This is a genomic window from Butyricicoccus sp. OF10-2 (genome assembly GCF_003481925.1).
Classification (GTDB): Bacteria; Bacillota; Clostridia; order Oscillospirales; family Butyricicoccaceae; genus Agathobaculum; species Agathobaculum butyriciproducens.
Genome location: NZ_QUMC01000007.1, coordinates 23,738 through 46,203 on the forward strand (window position 1 = coordinate 23,738; position 22,466 = coordinate 46,203).

The 22,466-nt window shown below is 56.2% G+C and carries 19 protein-coding genes and 3 pseudogenes; 6 read left to right on the forward strand and 16 right to left on the reverse strand.

Going from position 1 to position 22,466, the window contains the following annotated elements; genetic code table 11:
- Positions 1–6: 6 nt before the first annotated feature.
- From DXB00_RS05445 to serC, 3 genes are all read right to left on the reverse strand, one after another.
- The gene (locus tag DXB00_RS05445) at positions 7–999 is read right to left on the reverse strand and encodes a tyrosine-type recombinase/integrase (RefSeq protein ID WP_119214604.1); all 993 of its coding nucleotides are present in this window, start codon (positions 997–999) and stop codon (positions 7–9) included.
- 262 nt (positions 1,000–1,261) lie between these two features.
- Positions 1,262–2,413, reverse strand: a complete 1,152-nt coding sequence (locus DXB00_RS05450; protein ID WP_118728774.1) for a 3-phosphoglycerate dehydrogenase family protein — start codon at positions 2,411–2,413, stop codon at positions 1,262–1,264.
- A 104-nt stretch (positions 2,414–2,517) separates the two neighbouring features.
- A complete protein-coding gene (gene serC, locus DXB00_RS05455; protein ID WP_118728773.1) occupies positions 2,518–3,609 on the reverse strand; it encodes a 3-phosphoserine/phosphohydroxythreonine transaminase in 1,092 nt (363 codons plus the stop codon).
- A gap of 341 nt (positions 3,610–3,950) precedes the next feature.
- Here serC and DXB00_RS05460 point away from each other — a divergent pair, with 341 nt between their 5' ends.
- The 4 genes and pseudogenes from DXB00_RS05460 to DXB00_RS17680 all read left to right on the forward strand — a co-directional run.
- Positions 3,951–5,396, forward strand: coding sequence for an aminotransferase class I/II-fold pyridoxal phosphate-dependent enzyme (locus DXB00_RS05460; RefSeq protein ID WP_118728772.1), 1,446 nt, complete (start codon positions 3,951–3,953; stop codon positions 5,394–5,396).
- Positions 5,397–5,457: 61 nt separating this feature from the next.
- On the forward strand, positions 5,458–5,790 hold the full coding sequence (locus tag DXB00_RS05465; protein ID WP_330426273.1) for a cyclic-di-AMP receptor: 333 nt from the start codon (positions 5,458–5,460) through the stop codon (positions 5,788–5,790).
- Positions 5,791–5,860: 70 nt separating this feature from the next.
- A pseudogene (locus DXB00_RS05475) lies at positions 5,861–6,657 on the forward strand (hypothetical protein).
- A gap of 29 nt (positions 6,658–6,686) precedes the next feature.
- Positions 6,687–7,493, forward strand: a pseudogene (locus DXB00_RS17680) (PSP1 domain-containing protein); the annotation flags it as partial.
- 447 nt (positions 7,494–7,940) lie between these two features.
- Here DXB00_RS17680 and mfd read toward each other — a convergent pair.
- The 6 genes and pseudogenes from mfd to DXB00_RS05505 all read right to left on the reverse strand — a co-directional run.
- Complete coding sequence (gene mfd, locus DXB00_RS05485; protein WP_243107170.1) at positions 7,941–10,469, reverse strand: transcription-repair coupling factor; 2,529 nt, start codon at positions 10,467–10,469, stop codon at positions 7,941–7,943.
- Complete coding sequence (locus DXB00_RS17090; protein ID WP_243107171.1) at positions 10,445–11,404, reverse strand: hypothetical protein; 960 nt, start codon at positions 11,402–11,404, stop codon at positions 10,445–10,447. The genes mfd and DXB00_RS17090 overlap by 25 nt, the downstream gene beginning before the upstream one ends.
- A 217-nt stretch (positions 11,405–11,621) precedes the next feature.
- Complete coding sequence (gene nifU / locus DXB00_RS05490) at positions 11,622–12,056, reverse strand: Fe-S cluster assembly scaffold protein NifU (protein ID WP_118477998.1); 435 nt, start codon at positions 12,054–12,056, stop codon at positions 11,622–11,624.
- 116 nt (positions 12,057–12,172) lie between these two features.
- The gene (locus DXB00_RS05495) at positions 12,173–13,414 is read right to left on the reverse strand and encodes a cysteine desulfurase family protein (RefSeq protein WP_110435446.1); all 1,242 of its coding nucleotides are present in this window, start codon (positions 13,412–13,414) and stop codon (positions 12,173–12,175) included.
- A gap of 230 nt (positions 13,415–13,644) precedes the next feature.
- Positions 13,645–14,196: a hypothetical protein gene (locus tag DXB00_RS05500; protein WP_199697258.1), complete on the reverse strand. Its 552-nt coding sequence runs from the start codon at positions 14,194–14,196 to the stop codon at positions 13,645–13,647.
- 6 nt (positions 14,197–14,202) lie between these two features.
- Positions 14,203–14,585: pseudogene (locus DXB00_RS05505) on the reverse strand (putative ABC transporter permease); the annotation flags it as partial.
- A gap of 174 nt (positions 14,586–14,759) precedes the next feature.
- On the opposite strand from DXB00_RS05505, the gene DXB00_RS05510 reads away from it, so the two are divergent.
- Complete coding sequence (locus tag DXB00_RS05510; RefSeq protein WP_119214608.1) at positions 14,760–15,938, forward strand: iron-containing alcohol dehydrogenase; 1,179 nt, start codon at positions 14,760–14,762, stop codon at positions 15,936–15,938.
- Positions 15,939–16,051: 113 nt separating this feature from the next.
- Positions 16,052–16,903: an AraC family transcriptional regulator gene (locus DXB00_RS05515; protein WP_119214609.1), complete on the forward strand. Its 852-nt coding sequence runs from the start codon at positions 16,052–16,054 to the stop codon at positions 16,901–16,903.
- Positions 16,904–17,177: 274 nt separating this feature from the next.
- Here DXB00_RS05515 and DXB00_RS05520 read toward each other — a convergent pair whose 3' ends face one another.
- The 7 genes from DXB00_RS05520 to DXB00_RS05540 form a co-directional block, all read right to left on the reverse strand.
- The gene (locus tag DXB00_RS05520; RefSeq protein WP_118728765.1) at positions 17,178–17,414 is read right to left on the reverse strand and encodes a hypothetical protein; all 237 of its coding nucleotides are present in this window, start codon (positions 17,412–17,414) and stop codon (positions 17,178–17,180) included.
- Entirely contained in the window at positions 17,377–18,651 is a 1,275-nt protein-coding gene (locus DXB00_RS05525) for a sodium:solute symporter family transporter (RefSeq protein WP_119214610.1), read from the reverse strand. The genes DXB00_RS05520 and DXB00_RS05525 overlap by 38 nt, the downstream gene beginning before the upstream one ends.
- Positions 18,652–18,857: 206 nt before the next feature.
- Complete coding sequence (locus tag DXB00_RS17095; RefSeq protein ID WP_242994808.1) at positions 18,858–19,031, reverse strand: hypothetical protein; 174 nt, start codon at positions 19,029–19,031, stop codon at positions 18,858–18,860.
- Positions 19,028–19,873 (reverse strand): sugar ABC transporter substrate-binding protein, encoded by an 846-nt coding sequence (locus DXB00_RS05530; protein ID WP_243107172.1) that lies wholly within the window; start codon positions 19,871–19,873, stop codon positions 19,028–19,030. The genes DXB00_RS17095 and DXB00_RS05530 overlap by 4 nt, the downstream gene beginning before the upstream one ends.
- A gap of 203 nt (positions 19,874–20,076) precedes the next feature.
- Positions 20,077–20,286, reverse strand: coding sequence for a sugar phosphate isomerase/epimerase (locus DXB00_RS16165; RefSeq protein ID WP_147359189.1), 210 nt, complete (start codon positions 20,284–20,286; stop codon positions 20,077–20,079).
- Positions 20,265–20,882, reverse strand: a complete 618-nt coding sequence (locus DXB00_RS05535; protein ID WP_119214611.1) for a TIM barrel protein — start codon at positions 20,880–20,882, stop codon at positions 20,265–20,267. The genes DXB00_RS16165 and DXB00_RS05535 overlap by 22 nt, the downstream gene beginning before the upstream one ends.
- 202 nt (positions 20,883–21,084) lie before the next feature.
- Complete coding sequence (locus tag DXB00_RS05540; RefSeq protein WP_119214612.1) at positions 21,085–22,212, reverse strand: Gfo/Idh/MocA family protein; 1,128 nt, start codon at positions 22,210–22,212, stop codon at positions 21,085–21,087.
- Positions 22,213–22,466 lie beyond the last annotated feature (254 nt).

The following is a 22,466-nucleotide window of genomic DNA, read 5'->3' on the forward strand; positions in this document are numbered from 1 at the left end:
TTACGATTATGTTACATTCCCAGAATGCACATCAGCTGCCGATAATCGGTGTTGCGCTCTTGGCGATGGATACCTTTTCCACATACGGCACATGTGCGTAAACGTTGGCTGTGGTGGAGATGTCGGAATGCCCCAGCCAGTCCTGAATCTGCTTGAGCGAAAGCCCTGCTGCAGCAGAATCGTTGCAACCGAATGCCGTAAATCATGAAACCGGATACGCGGCAGGCACGCACGGCGGCACACCCGCTCGAACTCACGCGAAATGTAATCCGGCCGGAGCGGCGAACCGTCCTCACGGCAGCAGACGTAATCGCTCTGGCAGTAGGCTTTGCCGTACTTTTTGCGGTTGGCGTTCTGTCTGCGGCGCAGATCGGTCAGATACCGTCGGAGCGAGTCGGACAGCGGCAGCGTCCGATAGCTGGATTTGGTCTTTACGCTGTCCGCGTAGATCACACGTCCGGAGGACAGCACCGCCGTATGATTGATGATCATGCTCCGTGCCCGAAAATCCACGGCACGCCAGCGCAGACCGGCGCACTCGCTGCGGCGCAGACCATAGGTTGCCGCCAGCACGAACGCCGCCTCTGCCGGCGACTGCAGCGCCGCTGCCAGAAAAATGTTGATCTGCGTCCGGTCGTACACCTGTCCTCGAAAGCGCGTCCGCTTGGGCAGCATGACATTATCCGACGGATTCGTCGGGATAATCTGCAGTGCTACCGCGTATTTCAGGCACTTGTGCATAATGGAATGGAACTTAACGATTGAAGTCGGTGAAAGCCCCTGATCGAATTTCAAGTTGACAAAATCCTGAAAATCCATCGGCCGTGCCGTAGCAAGCGTTGTCCCTCGTGCGGTGAAAAACGGCTTGATGTGCTTTTCAAATGCGTAGCGGTAGCCGTCCATCGTGTTTTCGCGCACCTGCGTTTTCATCTGGGTCAGCCAGCGGTCCATGAAGTCTGCAAACGGCGTTTTCGCTTCGGTCGAGTAGCGCAGCCGCATCAGTCCTCCGGACGCATGATAAAGTGAATGTAGCCGTCCTCCTCGTAAATGCGTATGTTCTCCATTGAGAAGCCTCCTGTAAAAATAGTCATCCTGCAGTATTCGGCAGCACCGCACAATGAAAGCTGCGGTGCTGTCTTGTCCTGCATTTCCATATTTTACGAAAATTCGACCAAATTCGACAATATTCAATTTGCACAGAAAAGCAACAAAAAACCGCTCCGAATCTGCATTCAGAGCGGTTTTATCGGTTTTATGGCAATTAGATCGTGCGGACAGAGATCATACCTTCGATCGCGCGCAGCTCGTCGAGGTTAGCCTCGGTCGGAGCCTCTGCGGTGTCGATGATGGTGTATGCATAGTCACCCTTGGAACGGTTGCCCATATTCTCGATGTTGCAGCGAACAGCGGAGGTGATGGACGCGATCATATTCGGGATGTTCTTGTGGATCATGCAGATGCGGTAGCCGCCTTCGTACGGAACCTTGAGGTTCGGGAAGTTGACCGAATTGCGGATGGTGCCCTTCTCGAGGTACTCGGTGATCTCGTAAACGGCCATCTTTGCACAGTTGTCCTCGCTCTCCGGCGTGGATGCACCCAGATGCGGGAGCGTGATGGCATTCTCCTGCTCAAGAATCTCGTCGGAAGCAAAATCGGAAACGTATGCTGCAACCTTGCCGCTCTCGAGTGCCTTCGCCATTGCCTTGGTGTCAACCAGCTCGCCGCGCGCAAGGTTGATGACGCGAACGCCGTCCTTCATCTTCTCGATCGCCTCTGCGCTGATGGTGTTCTTGGTATCCGGGGTCAGCGGAACGTGGATGGTGATATAATCACAGTTTGCGAAAATCTCGTCCAGCTCGGTAACGTGCTTGACCGAGCGGTCGAGCTTGAGTGCGCCGTCAACCGACAGGTACGGGTCATAGCCCCAGACCTCCATATCCAGGCCAACAGCTGCGTTTGCAACCTTAACGCCGATCGCACCCAGACCGATGATGCCCAGCTTCTTGCCGGCGATTTCCGGGCCTGCGTAGGTGGCCTTGCCCTTCTCGGCAGCAGGACCGATGTCCGGCGTGCCCTTGAGGCCCTTAACCCAGTTTGCACCCTGTACCACCTTGCGGGAGGCCAGCAGCAGTGCACAGATAACCAGCTCCTTAACAGCGTTAGCGTTTGCACCCGGCGTATTGAAGACTACGATGCCTTCCTCGGAGCAGCGGTCGATCGGAATGTTGTTGACACCGGCGCCTGCACGCGCGATGCAGCGCAGGTTCTTCGGGAACTCGACGTCATGCAGCTTGGCAGAACGAACCAGAACGGCGTCATAATCGGTGAAATCCTCGGAGCAGGTGTACTTTGCCGGATCGAGATCGTCCAGACCTACCTTCGAGATCTTGTTGTAGAGTTTTACGTTATACATGGGATTATCCTCCAATGGAAAATGGAGAATTGAAAATGGAAAATGCCGCTATCCTTGCGCGATACCGCAATTTCCCATTCTCCATTATCAATTCTCAATTATTGTTACTTGTTTTCTTCAGCGAATTTCTTCATGAAGTCGATGAGCTTCTCAACGCCCTCGATCGGCATTGCGTTATAGATGGAAGCACGCATACCGCCTACCGAACGGTGACCCTTCAGATTGGACATGCCGGCTGCCATGGACTCCTTGGCAAACTTTGCGTCCAGTTCGTCGTTGCCGGTGCGGAAGGTTACGTTCATGCGGCTGCGGGAATCTTTTGCGGCTACAGTCTTGTAAAAATCCTGGGAATCGAGGTAATCGTACAGCATGGAGGAACGCTTCTCAGCACGCTCCTGCATAGCCTTTACGCCGCCCATGTCTTCAACCCACTTGGCAACCAGACCGAGTACATAGATGCCGTACGTGGGAGGCGTGTTGTACATGGAATCCTTGTCAGCCATGGTCTTCCAGTCGAGCATAACCGGATATTTCTCGAGCGGATAGTTGCCGAGCAGATCCTCGCGGACGATAACAACGGTAACACCGGCCGGGCCCATGTTCTTCTGTGCGCCGGCGTAGATGACGCCGTACTTGGAAACATCAACCGGCTTAGACAGGATGTTGGAGGACATATCCGCTACCAGCTCAACGCCTGCCGGGGTCTCGGGATCGTACTGATACTCGGTGCCGTAGATGGTGTTGTTGGCGCAGATGTAGAAGTAGTCGGCATCCGGACGGATATCCAGCTCATCCTGCGTCGGAACGTGGTCGAAGTTGGTCTCCTTGGAGGAAAATGCAGCGTGCATGTCGCCGAACTTCTGTGCTTCCTTGTAGGCCTTGGAAGCGAAGCTGCCGGTCAGCGCGTAGTCAGCCTTGCCGGTCTTCAGCAGGTTCATCGGGATCGCTGCAAACTGGGTGGTAGCGCCGCCCTGCAGGAACAGAACCTTGTAGTTATCCGGAATGGAGAGTACGCGACGCAGCGTAGCCTCGGTCTCCTTGATGATGCCGTCATATACCTTTGAACGGTGACTCATCTCCATGACTGACATACCGGAGCCCTGATAGTTCAGCATGTCGGCTGCACAGCGCTCAAGCACCGGAACCGGAAGCATGGAGGGACCTGCGGAAAAATTGTAGATACGATTGTCTGCCATAGTGAATAGCCTGCCTTTCAAATATAAGCGTAAAGACGTTCCCAGTTTACATATCACGGTCTGTCGCGGTGATATTACTTTTATGAATGGAACGTATTATTTATTATAATACAAAGCCCTTCCGTTGGCTACCGAAAAATGTCCCAAAAAATCCGCAATGAATAAACGAATGTCTGCACATTGTGGACAGTTCATGAAAATTAGTAATGCGTAATCAAAAATCAGTAATTTTTTGTGATAGGTAAATGCATACCTGTGAATCACGGCAATTCCTAATTCCTAATTCCTAATTATGTGTTATACTGTATTATAGCACAATAATGTAAGGAGCCAACTCAACTATGCACCACCGCCGACCGGCTGCGCCGCACAGCCACCGTCCCAACCACAGACAGATCAACCGCCTGATGCCGTTCACGACGGCGCCGCTGTTCCATGCTCTGCAGCTGCTCGAGACCGGCGACTCCGCGCGGTTTCACATGCCCGGGCACAAAGGTGAGCCGATTTTCAACACATACGCGGATATTTTTGCCATCGACTTTACCGAAACCTACGGCACCGGCAACCTGTACACCGGCGAAGGTCCTATCCGCGATGCGGAGGTTGCCGCCGCGCGGTATTTCGGCGCGGAGGACTGCTTTTTCCTGACCGGTGGCTCGACGCAGGGCATTCTGGCCATGCTCGGCACAGCGGTCGGACGCGGCGGCGCTGTCCTGCTCGACCGTGAGGTACACAAGTCCGTCTGCTACGGCTGTGCACTGCTCGGCATTACGCCGTATTTCTTTTCTGCACCGCTGATCGAGCCATTCGCGGTTTCCGGTGCGCTTCCGGTCAAGGATGCGGAAGCACAGCTGATCGCGCATCCGGAGATCAAGGCAATCCTTCTGACCTCTCCGACCTATTACGGCATCCGGCGGGCGATTCCCGAGTTTGCCGATCTGTGCCGCGCGCACGGCAAGCTGCTGCTCGTAGACGGAGCACACGGTGCACACTTTCCTGCCGTCGGCCTGCCGACGCCGGTCGCGGAAGGTGCGGATATGGCCGTGCTCTCCATGCACAAAACGCTGCCGTGCATGGGACAGGGCGCCGTTCTGCTCTCCGCGGCAGGCGTGGACCGCCGCGCACTGCGCGAAAACACCATGCTGTTCGGCACATCCAGTCCGTCCTATCCCATTATGGCATCCATTGACCTTGCGCGTGCCTACACCGAGGGGCCCGGTCACGCGGAGTACCGCCGCTCGGCGGAAACCTGCGCCGAACTGCGTACCTATGTGCAGCACCGAACCATGTTCACCGCACTGACCGAGGATCATTTTCCGGCGCTTGACCCATGCCGTCTGACGGTGTGCACCGCCGGAACCGACATCACCGGTCACCAGCTGGCCGATACGCTGTGGAGCGAATGCGGCGTGGCGTGCGAGATGGCGGACGACCGCAATGTTGTGTTCATCCTCACCGGCTCCGACCCGAACGGTGCGATCAGCCGTCTGAAACGCGGTCTGCGGCGCATTTCCAGACGGCGTGAGCTGATTCCCCTGCCGTCCCTGTCCGCACCGTTTCCGCCCGCCGAGCGCGTGATGAGCGTGCGCGACGCATGGTTCTCACAGACCGGTAGAGTCCAGCCTGCCGCTGCCGAGGGTCTGGTCTGCGCCCGTCCGGTCACGCCGTATCCGCCCGGTGTGCCGCTGCTCTGGCCCGGCGAGAAAATTACAGGAGCGCACATTGCACTTATCCGTGAAAGATGGTACAATACAATAGATGAAATAACCGTTGTTGTCCATCAATAACGCGTCTCATCCAAGCAAACGATATGTTTCCGCGCAGCAATGCGAATAGGGGGTTACTATTATGAAAATGGTACTGGCTATCATCAATTACGATGATTCGCAGGATGTTATCTCCAGCCTGATGAAAGCAGGCTTCTCTATCACCAAGCTGGCGACCACCGGCGGCTTCCTCAAAGCAGGCAACGTCACGATCCTGATCGGTCTGGACGAAAGCAAGCTGGATGAGTGCTTTGACATCATCCGCGAGCACTCCTCCTCCCGCAAGCAGATCATGCCGGCAACCGCTGAGCTCGGCATGGGCTTTTTCCCATCCACGCCGGTGCAGGTCGAGGTCGGCGGCGCAACCGTATTGTACTCAACGTTGAGCGTTTTGAAAAGCTGTGATCTCATTTGACGCACTTGCGGGCAACAATGCGCTCAAAAACAGCCTGAAGCATGCGCTGAACGAGCGTTTTCCGCAGACCGTGCTGCTGTCCGGTGACGATCCGGCGGCGCTCAAAGCCCTTGCGAATGTGCTTGCAGCCGGTATTTTATGCGAAGGCGCGGGCAGTCATCCGTGCGGAAGCTGTCTGCCGTGCCGCAAGGTGGAGCAGGGTGTGCACCCGGATCTGATGATCGTGGACGAAGGAGAGGCCGAACTCAAGGTCGATCTAGCGCGTCAGATCAAGCGGAAAACGCCATTATCCCGAACGACGGCGAACGCCGTGTGACAGTCATTCACCATGCGCAGAATCTCAATCCCATGGCGCAGAATGCGCTGCTCAAGGAGCTGGAGGAGCCGCCTGCGTATGCGTTCTTCATTCTGACCGCCGAGCAGCCGGATTCGCTGCTGCAGACCGTGCGCTCGCGCTGCACTAAATTTGCGCTCGAGCCGTCGCATGCGGCGGTGTCGGACGAGGAGGCGGCAAGCCTGCTTGCACCCTATCTCTCTGCGGTTGCCGAACGGCGTGAGGACCGCATGATGCTTGGTGCAATGGGTCTGGAAAAGACGCCGCGCCGTGCACTGTTAGGTGTACTCGGCATTCTGCAGGCCGCTGTCCGGGACGCGATTTTCGTCTCGAAGGCTCTGCCGCAAAAGCCGCTGCAGCTGGCACTCCGCAAGCAGACGCAGGCACTTGCCGGCGCCGTCAGTACGGAACGCCTGCTGGCGGTCTACGATTTTATTGATGTGCTGATCGACCGTGTGTCGCGCAACGCGGCATCCGCGGCTGTCACCTGTGCATTAACAAGCGATATTTACCGCATCTGTTACGCTTCCTAAGCGTTTCCATCATACAGGAGGAAAACTTTTTGACAACAATAATCGGAGTTCGTTTCAAATCGAACGGAAAAATGTATTATTTCGACCCGCAGGGGCTGGAAATCGCACCCGGTACGGGTGTGATCGTCGAGACAGCACGCGGCGTGGAATACGGCGACTGCGTGCAGGGCAACACCGATGTGCCCGATCAGCAGGTCGTGCAGCCGCTCAAGCGCGTGGTCCGTGTGGCAACCGAGGCCGATATGAAAACGCTCGAGCGCAACAAAAAGCGTGCCGACGAGGCGTTTATTATCTGCAAGCAGAAGATCGAGGACCGCGGTCTGGAAATGAACCTTGTCACCGCGGAATGCACCTTTGACATGAACAAGCTGCTGTTTTACTTCACCGCAGACGGTCGTGTGGACTTCCGTGAGCTGGTCAAGGACCTTGCGAGCGTGTTCCGCACCCGCATTGAGCTGCGCCAGATCGGCGTGCGCGATGAGGCAAAGATGATCGGCGGTCTGGGCTGCTGCGGCCGCGAGTTGTGCTGCAGCTCGTATCTCGATGATTTCCATCCGGTCTCCATCAATATGGCAAAGGATCAGAACCTGTCGCTCAATCCGGCGAAGATTTCCGGTGTGTGCGGCCGTCTGATGTGCTGTCTCAAGTATGAGCACGAGGCCTACGCCGAGCTGCAGAAGGTCACGCCGCGTCAAGGCAGCGTGGTCGATACGCCGGAGGGCCGCGGCAAGGTAGTTTCCACCCAGATGCTGCGCGGCACCTGCAAGGTACAGCTGGACGACAGTCCGGAGCACTCGCTGACCGAGTTCCAGTGCACGCAGTGCTGCATGGTAAAGGGTGCGTGCCGCAACCGTCAGAATGCCGCCGCTATGGCCGAGGAACGCCGTAAGCGCGAGGAGCAGGAGGATGCTGCCGCTCCCGCACCCAAAAAGGATGCACCGAAAAAGAGCGAGGCTCCGCATCAGAAGCCGCAGCAGCCGCGTCCGCCGCGCAAGCCTGCCCCGCAGCAGACTGCCGCAGAAGAACTGCCCGAAGATGCTCAGAATGAGCTGTCTCCGGACGGTGAAGGTGCGCCGCGCCGTCGCCGCCGCAGAGGCGGAAGACGCCGCCGCAAGCCGAATGGCGAAAACGGTGCTCCGGAACCGAATTCCGGCGAAGAATGAGAAAAAGAGCGAAACCGCATGGTTTCGCTCTTTTTTTGCGCAAATACAGCCGCTCTCCTGTCTGCAAGCTCAGTGAAGAAAATCGGCTTCAATGAATCACGCTTTCTACCATTCTCCTGCTTATTTTGCCGTGGCAGCGTACTTATCAACCAGCGTCTGTGCCATTTCCATCGCCTTCTCGCCCTTATTCAGACGCAGCGACAGATACGGTGTCGAACCGGCGTTGAGCAGCAGGCGGCCCTTGAATTCACTGTCACCGCAGAGCGCGGACAGGCGCGCGAAATCGGTCTCGGAGAAGGTGAGCAGCAGCCGTCCGTCCTGCTGCTTGATCTCCGCAATCCCCTGCTCGCTGGCCTTAGCATGCAGCAGCGCGATATCCAGCAGCGCGATGGCCTCCGCAGGCGGCTCACCGAAGCGGTCGATCAGCTCATCGAGCATATCACTGCGCTGCTCGTCCGTGCGGATGAGCGCGATACGGCGGTACAGATCGACACGCTGCCCCGCATCCGCAACATAATCGGCGGGAAGGTTGGCAGAAATCAGCAGTTCGGCCGCACAATCGACACGCGGCTTGGGTGTTTCTCCCTTCTCCTCCTGCACAGCCTCTTCGAGCAGCTTGAGGTACAGATCATAGCCGACGCTCATCATGTGGCCGGACTGCTCGGGACCAAGCACATTGCCGGCACCGCGAATTTCCAGATCACGCATGGCAATCTTGAAGCCCGAGCCGAACGCTGCAAACTCACGAATCGCACCGAGCCGCTTCTGCGCGATCTCGCTCAGCGCCTTGCCGTGCCGGTAGCACAGGTAGGCGTAGGCGTGGCGCGACGAGCGGCCTACACGGCCGCGAATCTGGTGCAGCTGCGCCAGACCCATATTGTCTGCGTTCTCGATGATAAGCGTGTTCGCGTTCGGAATATCAATGCCGGTTTCAATAATCGTGGTGCAGACCAGAATATCAATCTCGCCGTCTGCCATCTCGTTCATAACCTTTGCAATCTCTTTCTGACCCATTTTGCCGTGAACGATGCCGATTCGCGCATCCGGAAGCCGCTGCTGCCACATGTTCGCACATCGCTCGATGGACTCCACGCGGTTGTGCAGGTAGTATACCTGTCCGCCGCGTCCCAGCTCACGCCGGATGGCATCAAGCAGCACGCCGTCGTTCTGCTCAAGCACGAACGTCTGCACCGGATGGCGGTTCTGCGGCGGCTCCTCGATGGAGGACATATCGCGGATACCGGACAGCGCCATGTTGAGCGTGCGCGGGATAGGCGTTGCCGACAGCGTGAGCACATCCACGTTTTTGCTCATTTCCTTGAGCGTTTCCTTGTGCCCGACGCCGAACCGCTGTTCCTCGTCCACAACGAGCAGACCGAGATCCTTGAACTTGATCTTTTTGTTGAACAGCTTGTGCGTGCCGATAACCAGATCGACCGAACCCGCCTCCAGCTTTTTGAGCAGCGCAGTCTGCTCCGAGCCGGTCTTGTAACGCGTGAGCAGCTCGATTGTGATGGGGTGACCCTGAAAACGCTGCATCGCAGTCAGGTAATGCTGCCGCGCGAGTACGGTCGTCGGTACGAGGATCGCCGCCTGCTTGCCCGCGAGAATGCACTTCATCACGGCACGCAGCGCGACCTCGGTCTTGCCGAAGCCAACGTCACCGCACAGCAGGCGGTCCATCGGCCGGTCGGACTGCATATCGTCCTTGATCTCGGCAATACAGCGCAGCTGATCATCGGTTTCCTCGTAGGGGAAATCCTCCTCGAACTCGCGCTGCCACGCGTCATCCGGCGGGAAGGCGTAGCCCTTGACCTTGGCGCGCTCGGCATACAGCTTGATGAGACCCTCGGCCAGCTCCTTTGCCGCCGCTTTGGCGCGTGCTTTCGCCTTACTCCAGTCCGCACCGCCGAGCTTGTTCAGCCGCACACGCTCGTTGTCGCCGCCGCCGATGTATTTGGAGATGAGGTCGAGCGAGGTTGCCGGAACATACAGAAAATCCGTTCCCGCAAACGCAATTTTGATGAAATCGCGCTCGGAACCGTCCACCGTCATGCGCTCCATACCGATAAACCGACCGATACCGTGGTGCTCGTGCACGACAAGATCACCCGGTGTCAGGTCAGTGTACGACTTCACCTTATCACGGTTGGACTTCTTGACCTGCGTTTTCTTTCGCCGGGCAAGAACCTGTCCCTCGGTCATGACAACAAGACCGAGATCGGGATACTCAAAACCGGCGGACAGCGTGCCTTCCATGATGTTGACGCAGCCGCCCTTGGGCAGCAGGTCGCTGATTTTTACGTTGAGACCGGTGTCGGTCAGCGCATCCAGCATGTTCCGGCAGCGCAGCGCACTGCCGCACACGACCGCTACCGCGCGTCCCTGCTCGGTGTAGCTGCGGATGTCGGCAGACGCCATGTCGAGGTTGCCGCCGTAGGCGTTCATCTGGTTGGCGATAAAGTTTTCCAGATGCTGCGGTGTCAGCTCGGCCACATTGTTGAGAAAGCTGTCCAGACGCAGAATCTGGCGTTTCATGCTGCATACGCCGACAAAATCGAGCGCATATTCTCCCAGATTCGGCGGCATTTCGCCGCGCTCGAGCAGCGCGGTTACGTCGTCGGCTACACGCGCGTGGAAATCGCGCACCGCGTCACGCAGACGCGGCGTGTCCTCGATGATGACGATGGCATTTTCGGCAGATAGTCGAACGCGGTCGCCATTTCGGGATAAATGAGCGGCATATACTTATCCGCTGCGGGCAGCGAACCGGTCTCGCGCAGACGTTCTGCGTCCCGTTCAAGGTTAGTCTGCAAATCCGCATGCTGCTTCTTCCGGCGGGTCGAGGTGAGTGCCAGAACAGCCTTTGCCAGTCCTGCCGCACCGCCCTTCGCCAGTGCCGGAATGGATTCCATACACGGCAGACAGCGCAGGCACTCGCACTGCTCCAACCGGCGCTGACTGCCGACGTCGAACGTGGAGATTGAGTCAATCTCATCGTCCCAGAATTCCACGCGGTACGGGTGCTCCGCCTGCGGCGGAAACACATCGAGGATGCCGCCGCGAATGGAAAACTGACCGGTGCCTTCGACCTGTACGCAGCGCTCGTAGCCTGCGCGCGTGAGCGACTGTGCCAGCTCATCCAGCGGCGCGGTTTCACCGGTGGCCAGCGACACGATTGCCGCCTTGAGCGCCTCCGGCGGCATGGTGCGCTGGGCCGCCGCCTGCACGGACGCGACCGCGAAATGCGCATCACGCAGCTCGTCCAGTGCTGCCAGACGGCGCTGCTCGTAGCCGCGCGACACACCGACTACATCCGCCATCACCAGCTCACGAGAGGGCAGCTGTACAATGTCACGCTCGGAAAAACCGCGCAAATCAGCGGCAAATCGATTCGCAGTGTTGTCGTCGTCGGTCAAAACCAGTACCGGACGGCCTGTATCCAGTCCTAACGCCGCCGCCAGATGCGCCTTGTGGATGGCTGATAAGCCAACTGCCAGCACCGGAGTTTTGCCCTCATCAACGGCTTGTTTTAACTGTTTGTATTCTTTTAGAAAAGTTATACTTTTTGTAATTTCGTTCAAGAGGTTCACCTCCCTTTCATAATGGAAAATGGAGGAGTCCGCCTGTAAAGGCGGTTATTGAATCATCGCGCAAAGTGCGATACCAGCGCAGCGCGACTGAAGTCTGCGCAAGGATAGCGCTAATTCTCCATTATTCATTCTTAATTATTGAGACACCAAAAGGGCAGATTTCTCAATCTGCCCTAATGTTATGCGTATTTTTTGCGGAATATGCGTGTTAGTCTGCCTTGTGGCAGGTCTCGCAGTCTGCATCGCAGCCGAGAATCTCGGACGGATCCTTGCCCAGACGCTTGTAATAGTCGGAAATTGCAGAGCGCAGCGCTTCCTCTGCCAGCACGGAGCAGTGCATCTTTACCGGCGGCAGACCGTCCAGAGCCTCAGCAACGGCCTTGTTGGTCAGCTTGAGCGCTTCCTCCAGGCTCTTGCCCTTTACCATCTCGGTAGCCATCGAGCTGGTTGCGATTGCCGCGCCGCAGCCGAAGGTCTTAAACTTAACATCCTCGATGATGCCGTCGTCCGACACCTTGAGGTAAATCTTCATAATATCGCCGCACTTTGCGTTGCCGACCTCACCGACACCGTTTGCGTCCTCAATCTCGCCAACATTGCGCGGATGCGTAAAGTGGTCGAGCACCTTTTCACTGTACTGCATAAAATCTATCTCCTTTTTGTCCAATCAAATGAATATATTGCAGGAAAATCAATCGTAGGGCGTGACGACCCCGGCGCGCCGAGTCGTCGCGCCTACGGGATACGTTTCCGCTTATCTTAATGTGCGTGCAGCTCGGTTGCAGCGGTCAGGTTAGGATGACCGTTCTCCCAAACCGGGCTCATCGAGCGCAGGGTCTTAACAACATCGGTGACCGTCTCGATGATATAATCAACGTCCTCCTCGGTGTTCTGCTCGCCAAGGGTCAGGCGCAGAGAGCCGTGCGCGATCTCGTGCGGCAGACCGATCGCCATCAGAACGTGAGACGGATCGAGCGAACCGGTGGAGCATGCCGAACCGGTGGAGCCGCATACGCCTGCGTTATCCAATCGCAGGATCAGGCCCTCGCCCTCAATCGCCTCAAAGACGAACGAAGCGGTGCCCGGCAGACGGTTTACCGGATCGCCGGTATAGTGGGAGTACGGAATGTTCTCCATGATGCCCTTAACGAGCTTGTCCGTCAGCTTCTTGACGTAGCCCATCTTCTCGTCCAGACCTTCAACGGCCTCCTTCATCGCTGCTGCCAGACCGATGCAGCCTGCGGTGTTCTCGGTGCCGGAAACCAGACCGCGCTCCTGACCGCCGCCGTATACCAGCGGCTCAAGGGTGATGCCCTTCTTCACATACAGCACGCCGGTGCCGCGCGGACCGCGGAACTTATGACCGGACAGGGACAGCATGTCGATGCCCATCTCCTGCACGTCAATGTGCATATGGCCGACAGCCTGCACCGCATCGGTGTGGAACTTTGCACCGACGGAATGTGCCAGCTCAGCAATCTGCTTGATGGGCTGGATGGTGCCGATCTCATTGTTGGCCGCCATAACGGAAACCAGTGCAGTGTCCTCGGACAGCTCTGCTTTCAGCTGCTCAAGATCTACACGGCCTTCCTTATCCACATTCAGATAGGTAACGCGGTAGCCCTCCTTCTCAAGCGCCTCGCAGGTGTAAAGCACTGCATGATGCTCGATCTTGGAGGTGATGATGTGCTTGCGGCCCTTGGAGGACGGACCGTGCATAAAGCCGCGGATCGCAAGGTTGTCCGCCTGCGAGCCGCCGCCGGTGAATACAATCTCACCCGGTGCATAGTCGTTCTTCTCGTTGACCGGCTCTGCCGCGTTCAGGCACTTGCCGACAACGGTACGCGCATCGTTGAGCGCTTCCTTTGCCGCACGGCCGATGCGATACAGAGAGGACGGGTTGCCGTAGTTCTCGGTCAGCCACGGCTTCATAGCGTTGAACGCAGTTTCGGACATCGGGGTCGTCGCCGCGTTATCCGCATATACAAATCTCTTTTCCATAGTATATCTGCCTTTCTTTGTCCAAAAAGGTTGTCTTAAACACAAGCTGAACAGGCGGTTTTCGACGCGCGAAAACCCGAGCAAAATGATAGGTTCAGCGGGTACTACTAATATACACCCGAAACGGGTATTTTAGCAAGTGAAAAACTGACGAAACAGCACGCGTATCCTGCTGTATTTTGCATTAGTTTGTGCATTTTGTGTAGTTTTATAAGGAGGTTAGCTGTGTTTTACCGGTGCGTGTGCGTATCGAGGCGCTTTTTCAGCCGTTCGAGCACCTCGGTATAACGCTCGGAGCGGGCGGTCGGGTTGCCGCGCAGCAGGCTTTTGCGGGTGCGGCCGAGTGCGGCTGCCCGCTCGTCAAAGCGGCGCTGCAGCTCGTCGAGCTTAGTCTGCAGCTGCTCGCGTGCAGCTTCGGTCTGCGCCCTGCGCTCGTCGGAGCGCATCTCATGCACGGCGGCAAGCTGTTCCTTCGCATCGTCCATTTTCTCGGAGAGCTGCGCTTTCGCGTCGGCAAGCTGCTCCCTGGCATCGTCCACACGCTCGGCAAGCTGTGCCTTCGCCTCGCCCACCTTCTCAGTGAATTCGCCGTGCGCTTCCTCTACACGGTAGGACAGGTTGGTCAGACCGACAAGCGCAGTCTCGGACAGCTGCTGTCGCAGCTCGGCTCCCTGCTCGCGCAGACGGTCGAGTTCCTCGAGCACCTTGGCAAGATCGAGTGCGCTGCGTACGGATACGATCACATCGCTGATAAATGCCGCCGAAAACAGAACGTCGATCACAATCAACCCGATAAACGGCAGACCGAGCACCAGCTTTTCAATCGGCGGATGAATGACGCTCGTCAGGATCAGGCCGAGAAAGCCCCAGCACAGTGACGAGCGCAGGCAGACATAGCCTGAAACTGGAATCTCTGCTTGGAGTAATCCCAGTATTTTACCTTGAATATCTTTTCCATCACCACGCCGACGATGTATTCAAACACGGTCGCCGCGATCATGCTCGCCAGATACAGCCACACCGGATGCTGCTTTAACGGCAGAGAAACATGCAGCAGGATCACGGCGCCGAAGCCGTAAATCGGCAGCATGGGGCCGCGCAGGAAGCCGCGGTTGACCAGTCTGCGCTGTCCTACCGAGACCACGGTGGACTCAAAGCACCAGCCGAGCATACAGTACAGGTAGAAAACCAGCAGCCACTGGGCGGCGGAATAACTGTAATACACGCTCTCACTCCTCACGATTCGGATTTCGTATTTATCTATTTTATCGAATTTTTTGACTTTTTGCAAGGGGAACGATATAATAGAATCATACTATTTTAATAGGAAGGGCAGGAACGCCTAATGCTGAATTTTAATCTGCACACCACGACTGAGATTGTATTTGGTAAAGATATTGAGGAACAGATCGGCCCGCGTCTGAAAGAGCTGGGAGTGCACCGCATTTTAGTGCACTTCGGCGGCTCGAGCGCACGCACGACCGGTCTGCTGGACCGTGTAGAAAAGAGCCTGTTTGCGGCGGGTCTTGCCTTTGTTGAACTGGGCGGTGTATCGCCGAACCCGAAGGTATCGCTTGTCCGCAAGGGCATTGCACTGGCAGAGCGAGAGGGCATCGACTTTGTACTGGCAGTCGGCGGCGGCTCGGTAATCGACTCGGCAAAGGCCATCGCCATGGGCGTTGCCACCAAAACCGATCCGTGGCAGTTTGCATCCACCGGCACAAAGCCGGATACCACGCTGCCGGTCGGCACTGTGCTGACGCTGGCAGCCTCTGGCTCGGAAAGCAGCAACTCCTGCGTACTCACCAACGAGGAGACCAAGGAGAAGCGCGGTATCACGAGCGAGACCAACCGTCCGCTCATCAGCTTCCTTGATCCGGAGAACACCTATACCGTGTCCAAATTCCAGACCGGCTGCGGCATTGTGGACATCATGATGCACACGCTCGAGCGTTACCTCACGCCGGAAGGCGGCGAAAGCGACATTACCGACCGCATTGCCGAGGGTCTGCTCATTGCCGTGCGCGATGCCGGCCGCCGGGCAATCGCTAATCCGCGCGACTACGAAGCCCGCGCTTCCCTGATGTGGGCGGGCAGCGTTTCACATAACGATTACACCGGCTGCGGCCGCAAGCGCCTGTTCCCGGTGCATAAGCTCGAGCATGAGCTGTCCGCGTTCCGCGATGAGATTGCACACGGTGCCGGTCTGTCCGTGCTGTTCCCTGCCTGGGCGCTGTACGAAATGAAGAACGATTTTCCGCGCTTTGCTCAGCTGGCGAACCGCGTATTTGGCGTGGAGATGGATTTCCATCATCCCGAGCGCACCGCGCGCGAAGGCATCCTGACCATGAAGCGCTTCTTTGAGGAGATCGGCATGCCGACGCATCTGACGCAGCTGGGCATCAAGCCGGAAAATTACGCACAGCTGGCAGCGAATACCGTCCGCACGGTCAAGGGTCCGGTCAAGAGCTATTCCGCACTTGATGAACAGGCTATCATCGAGATTTATAAGCTGGCGGAGTAAAACCGCCTGTGACAAAGGCAGCGCAATAAGCGTAACAGCTGCGAAGGGAAGGCTGTGCAGCAGCCGCCCCCTGTATCTCATCGCTATCGAGAACAAATGAAAGCAGGGATTTTATGCAAATTGTAGATACCGGCGTACTGACCCCATCCTTCATGGACTTCTCACTGCCGTCCGAATTTGCGAAAAGCGCGCTGTATTACTGCCCGCAGTTCGGTCAGTTCATCTGTAACAGAGATTACCGGATCGAACGAAACAGCATTGACCAATACCTGCTGATCTACATCAACAGCGGTTCGCTCTGCATCCGCACAGACGGTATGACCGCTGAGGCGCATGAGGGCGAAATAGCGCTGTTCGACTGCCGCAAGCCGCACTGCTACTGGTGTCCGGACAAGGTTGACTTCTACTGGTTTCACTTCAACGGTGCAAGCAGCAAGCAGTACACCGAATATCTGACCGAGCGCTTTGGCCTTGTGCACGAAAAGCAGCCGATGCTGTCGCTCAAGGACCAGTTCCGCACGGTTGTGCACTCGGCGCAGTACGGCATGAGCACGCAGTTTGCCTCCATGAACGAGCACCAGATTTCCATTGCCGTCCACAGCATTCTGGGCGGTCTGGCATCGCAGACCGTGCGAACCACCGTCATCAGCGAGCTGCTTGCACCGGCACTGGCGTACATTCACGGTCATTTTGCCGATGACATTTCGCTGAACGACCTTGCCGAGATGTGCGGCATCAGCAAATCCCACTTTATCCGCAGCTTCAAGCGATACGTCGGCTGTACGCCGCATGAGTATCTGCTGCAGTACCGTCTGCGTCAGTCCAAGCGTCTGCTGCTGTCCAGTGACCTGACCGTTGAGCAGATTGCCGAGGACTGCGGCTTCAACAGTGCGTCGCACTTTGCGCGGGCATTCCGGCAGGAAACGGATATTTCACCAACGGCGTTCCGGGCAATTTCCTTCTAAACGCACAAAAAAGACAGACCGCAAAACGGTCTGTCTTTTCTTCTTGTAAATCGTAATTCCGGCTGTCCGCAATGTGCTTCGTGCGGTAGCACGCATTCAATCGAATTTGCGAAGCAAATTCATAAAAAGGCGGGGCGTGTACGCGCAGCGCGACCGAGAAGTCGCGCAAGGATAGCGCCTGCCTTTTTATACAAGGGACGAAAAAATGTGTCCGCAGGACGCGGTTTTTCGTCGAAATTCGATTGAAACCGTGATTTCAATCGAGGCGAAGCCTTTAGCCGCCCAGACCCAGAGGAGAGAACAGCACATAAATGCCAACCAGCAGGATGAACGTAACTGCAATGACCGGCTTGCGGTACTTCCACGGGGTCATATCAACAACCTCAAGATCAGGCAGTACATAGGCTTCCTTGCGCGGTGCAGCCTTGGTCAGAATCGCCATCAGGATCAGGTCAATTACGAATGCGCCTACTTCAAAGTACAGGAAGTGGAACGGCAGAAGGTTCATCATCAGGCCATAGCATACGATATGGACAATGATGGCAGCCTTCGGTGCAAAGCTCGGCATGCGCGGAGCCAGAATACCCATAACAACAATGGCCAGAACCGGAACGCCGTAGTAGCCCCACATCTGATTGAGGAAGGTGCTGATGCCGGCCAGCAGATACAGCAGGAACGGTGCGATAATAGATGAACTGGATAACGCCGGGCGCTACCAGAAAGATCGGGCAGAATACGCAGGTAAGACCGGTCAGCAGAGAGCCCTTCTGTGCTTCCTTCAGGTTCTTAGCGCCGAGTACGCGCTGCATGATGGACTGGTTGGTGCACCAGTAAGAGATGTGGTTGATACCACAGCCAAGTACGATCATCGGCCACGGAATGTACGGCGGCTGTGCGTCAGCAGGCTGGATCGCATTCAGGTGCTCCGGAGAGGATGTAGCGAAAATGCGGATGCCTTCTGCGATGCTGCCGTCGCCCAGTGCGATAAATGCCAGAACCGGGATCAGGATGACCGCGCCGATGATAAAGATGATGCCGTTCAGAGAGTCCGATACGGCTACGGCCTTCAGGCCGCCGAAGATTGCATAGATACCGCCGATTATGCCGAGTGCAACGCACATTACGGTGGTTGCCATGAAACGGTTGCCGCCCATCAGTGCGGTAATGCCGAAGATACGCTCCATCGCTACCGAGCCTGCGTACAGCACCAGCGGCAGCATGGTTACAATATAAGCGACAAGGAAAATGAACGATACAATGACGCGGGTTGCGCGGTCAAAGCGGCTTTCCAGAAATTCCGGGATAGTGGAAATGCCGAGCTTGAAATACTTCTGGATGAAGAACAGTGCCATCAGCGTCAATGCGATCGGGCACATGGTCTCCCATCCCATTGCAGTCATGCCGGCTGCATAGCCCTGACCGTTGCGGCCTACCAGCTGCTCCGCAGAAAGGTTGGTCATCATCAGAGAACCAAAGATAACCAGACCGCTCAGGCTTCGGCCTCCAAGGAAGTAACCGTCTTTGCTGGTCTCGTCCGTTCCCTTGGTTTTAGCCAGCTTACGAATGCCACCGCTACGGTGACAAGCACAAATGAACCCAGTGTAAATACCATTTTCTTGAAACCCCTCTTGTTTGCTGTGTAAATACGCTGCCATGGGTGTTTGCAGCAGCGTGTCCCTCTTTTTCTCTGCAGCCTGCAGGATAATCTGTACAGAATTGCTAATTTTGTCTATCTCATCCAACTTCATTCCATAGCAATGCCCCCTGATCCCGCTTGGGCAGGAGCAGGGGGCACCACCATATAGAGAAATAGAATGAGAGAAAGGATCTTTGAAATTTGCGTTTATCCATTACGGATTGGCAGAACGTTGGAGCGTTTTCCTGCCGATCCGGAGAGAGTATCTTGCGCATGAACATTATCGCACAATCTGCGTTTGTGCGAAATGCAGTTTTCTTAGTGGAGCTGCGTCTTCAGGGTATCCAGGCGCTCCTGCGCGTTGTCCGGGGTAACTACGTCAGAACCGGAGTCAACGAACTCGTCAACGGTCTCGCCGTCCAGAACCTGAACCATGGTCTCAACAGCCTTGTAGCCCATCTCGTAAGCCATCTGGGCGACAGACATCGTCATCTGGCCGGCAGGATTGCTTCACAAGCAGCGCGGTCACCATTGAAGCCGAGGAAGATGGTGTTCTTGTATGCGTCATGGCCCTGCGCTGCACGGGCTGCTGCCATAGCCATATCGTCGTTGTTTGCGCAAATGATTGCGATGCCTTCCGGATGTGTCTGCATGATAGCTTCCATAGCGGTGGTAGCGCGGTCAGCAGTTGCGTCTGCGTACTGTACTTCGTCGCTCAGGAAGGTACCGCCTGCTTCTTCAACGCCAGCCTTGTAGCCGTTCATGCGAGCGGTGTTGGTCTGGTCGCCCTGTACGCCTGCGATCTCAATGCACTTGATATCGGTCCAGCCGGCAGCCTTGGCAGCCTCTACAGCAGCCTCGCCGCCCTTCTTGGCAGCAGCTTCGTTGCCGGTACCTACGAAGGACTTAACCTCCGGTGCCGTGAAGTTGGTGTCGATAGCAACAATCGGCAGCTTGGTGCCGCTGACGAGCTGCGCCGCGGTATCCGACTGCAGCGGAGAGATAATAACGCCGTCATAGCTGCCGGAGCTGAGGTCGGTCTCGATCATGTTCTGCATTTCATCGAACGCGGTCTCAGAGCTTGGACCCTTAACCTCTACCGTAACCTTGTCCGAATGCTCGGAAGCATAGTCCTCAGCGCCCGACTTTACATACTGCCAGTACTCGGCAGCCAGGGTCTTCAGAATAACGCTGACCTTGTAGCTGCCGCCGGAAGCGGATGCGCCACCGTCATTACTGCTGTCATCGGTCGAGGCAGAATTGCCGCCGCATGCGGTCATCGACAATGCCATCGCGCCTGCCAGCAACATCGCTAACACTCTCTTCTTGTTCATAATTTTTCTCCTTTCTTTTTCCGGGCCCTGCTCTCTCAGCGCCCTTTTACGCTTGTGTATTTCGCACTTGCGTGTACTCCTTATCAGCAGTCCCTCTTGATTTTCTGTTGGAGCGGAAATTCAAGAGGGACCGGATAACAAAATAATGAAAACGGGAATGGTGTAGATGCGATTGTAAAATGGGTATTGCGATTACTACTTAATTAGAAACCCGCCTTGCGGAGGTTCTCACGACCGATGGTCGCCTTTTCGAGCGGTACGTCGAAGGACTTTACCGGGAACAGATCCTGCTCTACGACGCACCAGCCGTCGTAGCCGCACTCGTCGAGTGCCTTATGCATTGCAGTGAAGTCGATGCTGCCCTTGCCCGGCTCAACCATGATATCCTCGGTTACAGCTTGGCAAAAGACCACTTGTTTTCGTCCATCTTTGCCTTGACTGCCAGATCGCAGTCCTTGAAATGGATGTACGGGATACGCTTCGCCCACTTCTTGTAGAAGGAAATCGGCTCGCCGCCGCCGTACACATGGTGGCCGGTGTCGAAGCACAGATCTACATTGGTGTCGTTCAGGAAGCGCTCGATCTGCTCCTCAGTCTGAACGTGGCTGTCAACATGCGGGTGGAACAGACCGATAAAGCCGTTCGCTGCGCAGCGGTCCGCGCACTTCTGCACGTTTTTGCAGTAGGTTGCCCACTCCTCGTTGGTCAGCTCCGGATTCATCTCCAGCTCGCCGGTAGCGAGGTTGGTGTACATCGGAGGCAGCAGAACGATATACTTCGCGCTCGGGAAAGCCTTCAGCAGCTTGGAGATATCGTCGATGTCCTTGAGCATGCCTTCAACAGCCGCGTCATCAAGGAAGTTGCCGCCCTCGGTAGCGCCTACGAGGGTCAGGCCGCGCGCGTCCATTGCGTTCTTGAGCACCTTGGGATCGTCGTTCGGCATATAGCCCCACGGACCAATCTCGCAGCCCTCATAGCCGGCGACCTCATTTCGTCCAGACAGCGCCACCACTGGGGCTGCTTTGCATTGTTCGGATCACTTGCCGGGAACCATACACCCCAGGAGTCCGGTGCAATACCAATCTTGATAGCCATAATTTTATCCTCCCTGTCAAATTATTCAGGAAACTGTCAGCCTTTCCGGCCTCGGCGGAATCACTCCCGCCGGAGACCGTTTCGGCATTATGTTTTAATTGATGTAAACGGGCAACTTACTTAACGTCAACCCACTCGCGAGTCTTGGAGGACTCGATAACAGCAGCTACGGTGCGGTCGATCTTGTAGCCGAACTCGAAGTCGGTTACATAGTCAGCGCCATTGGTGATAGCGTCGAACAGAGCGTGAACCTCGAGGATCTTCATGTCGTTGTAAGCGATGGAGATACCGCCTGCCGGCTGGAATGCGGAGTAACCCTTCATCAGCGGGTTGAGCAGTACGGTGCGGAAGCCGCGGTCGCGCTCGTTGTCAGACTGGAAGTAAACCTGAACTTCGCCCATGCGCTCCAGATCGTAGCGAACAGAACCCTTGGTACCCTGAATCTCGTAGGTCAGGTAGTTCTTGCGGCCGGTAGCAACACGAGAGCAAGCAATCTGGCCGATAGCGCCGTTAGCGTACTCAGCCATGAAGGTCATGATGTCCTCGTTCTCAACATCAACCATCTCGGTGGAGCCTGCGGACTTCGGACGCTTCGGGAATACGGTGGTAGCAACTGCGTTTACCTTGGTGATGTCGCCCATGATGAACTGAGAGATGGACAGCAGGTGGGAACCGAGGTCGCCCAGAGCACCGCAGCCAGCCAGCTTGTTGATGTGGCGCCAGGTGATCGGGAGGGACTCGTCGAGCAGCTGGTCCTGATCGTAGGTGCCGGTAAAGCGCATGATCTTGCCGAGAGCGCCGGACTGAACCAATTCACGAACGTAAGCGTTTGCCGGGTTCTGGGTGTTGTTGAAGCCAACGTAGTTGACTACGCCCTTCTTGGCAGCCAGCTCAGCCAGCTCTCTGGACTCCTCAGCGGAGATGGACAGCGGCTTCTCGCAGTATACGTTCTTGCCGTTCTCCAGGGCAGCCTTAGCAACTACATAGTGAAAAGCGTTCGGGGTAGCGATATCAACCAGGTCTACGTTCGGGTCGGTAACTACATCGTGCCAATCGGTGGAGATGCGCTTGAAGCCGATCTTCTTCTGAGCGGACTTTGCAGCCTCTTCGTTAGCGTCAGCTACGATCTCGAAGGATGCGGTGCCGTAGTCAGGGCCAAACAGCATCTCAGCGTCAGCCAGTGCAGAGGAATGAGCCTTGCCCATCCAGCCGGAACCTACCAGACCAATACGGATTTCTTTCATGATAATTTCCTCCTTGACATTTAAGTCTTAGACATACTCTTTTCACGATTTACCAGAAGTTTTTGTTTTGTTTTAACTTTCGGTGTTTTCGTTTGTTTGACTATATTATAGCCGCGAATGGGTTATGTCACAATGCACTGCGTAACTCTGTTCTATACAAAAATTACTCTTTTATTTCCCCTCTTGTACAGCTTGCACAGAGCCGGATGTGTGCGTTTGCACACCTTGAACGAATACCGATTTAGCGTAGAAAA

What these genes read in the sequence shown, in the direction of transcription:
- DXB00_RS05445 (WP_119214604.1), bottom strand. Translation starts at nt 999, where the DNA reads ATGCGGCTGCGCTACTCGACCGAAGCGAAAACGCCGTTTGCAGACTTC.
- DXB00_RS05450 (WP_118728774.1), bottom strand. Translation starts at nt 2,413, where the DNA reads ATGTATAACGTAAAACTCTACAACAAGATCTCGAAGGTAGGTCTGGAC.
- serC (WP_118728773.1), bottom strand. Translation starts at nt 3,609, where the DNA reads ATGGCAGACAATCGTATCTACAATTTTTCCGCAGGTCCCTCCATGCTT.
- DXB00_RS05460 (WP_118728772.1), top strand. Translation starts at nt 3,951, where the DNA reads ATGCACCACCGCCGACCGGCTGCGCCGCACAGCCACCGTCCCAACCAC.
- DXB00_RS05465 (WP_330426273.1), top strand. Translation starts at nt 5,458, where the DNA reads ATGAAAATGGTACTGGCTATCATCAATTACGATGATTCGCAGGATGTT.
- nifU (WP_118477998.1), bottom strand. Translation starts at nt 12,056, where the DNA reads ATGCAGTACAGTGAAAAGGTGCTCGACCACTTTACGCATCCGCGCAAT.
- DXB00_RS05495 (WP_110435446.1), bottom strand. Translation starts at nt 13,414, where the DNA reads ATGGAAAAGAGATTTGTATATGCGGATAACGCGGCGACGACCCCGATG.
- DXB00_RS05510 (WP_119214608.1), top strand. Translation starts at nt 14,760, where the DNA reads ATGCTGAATTTTAATCTGCACACCACGACTGAGATTGTATTTGGTAAA.
- DXB00_RS05515 (WP_119214609.1), top strand. Translation starts at nt 16,052, where the DNA reads ATGCAAATTGTAGATACCGGCGTACTGACCCCATCCTTCATGGACTTC.
- DXB00_RS05520 (WP_118728765.1), bottom strand. Translation starts at nt 17,414, where the DNA reads ATGATGAACCTTCTGCCGTTCCACTTCCTGTACTTTGAAGTAGGCGCA.
- DXB00_RS05525 (WP_119214610.1), bottom strand. Translation starts at nt 18,651, where the DNA reads ATGAAGTTGGATGAGATAGACAAAATTAGCAATTCTGTACAGATTATC.
- DXB00_RS17095 (WP_242994808.1), bottom strand. Translation starts at nt 19,031, where the DNA reads ATGACGATGTCTGTCGCCCAGATGGCTTACGAGATGGGCTACAAGGCT.
- DXB00_RS05530 (WP_243107172.1), bottom strand. Translation starts at nt 19,873, where the DNA reads ATGAACAAGAAGAGAGTGTTAGCGATGTTGCTGGCAGGCGCGATGGCA.
- DXB00_RS05540 (WP_119214612.1), bottom strand. Translation starts at nt 22,212, where the DNA reads ATGAAAGAAATCCGTATTGGTCTGGTAGGTTCCGGCTGGATGGGCAAG.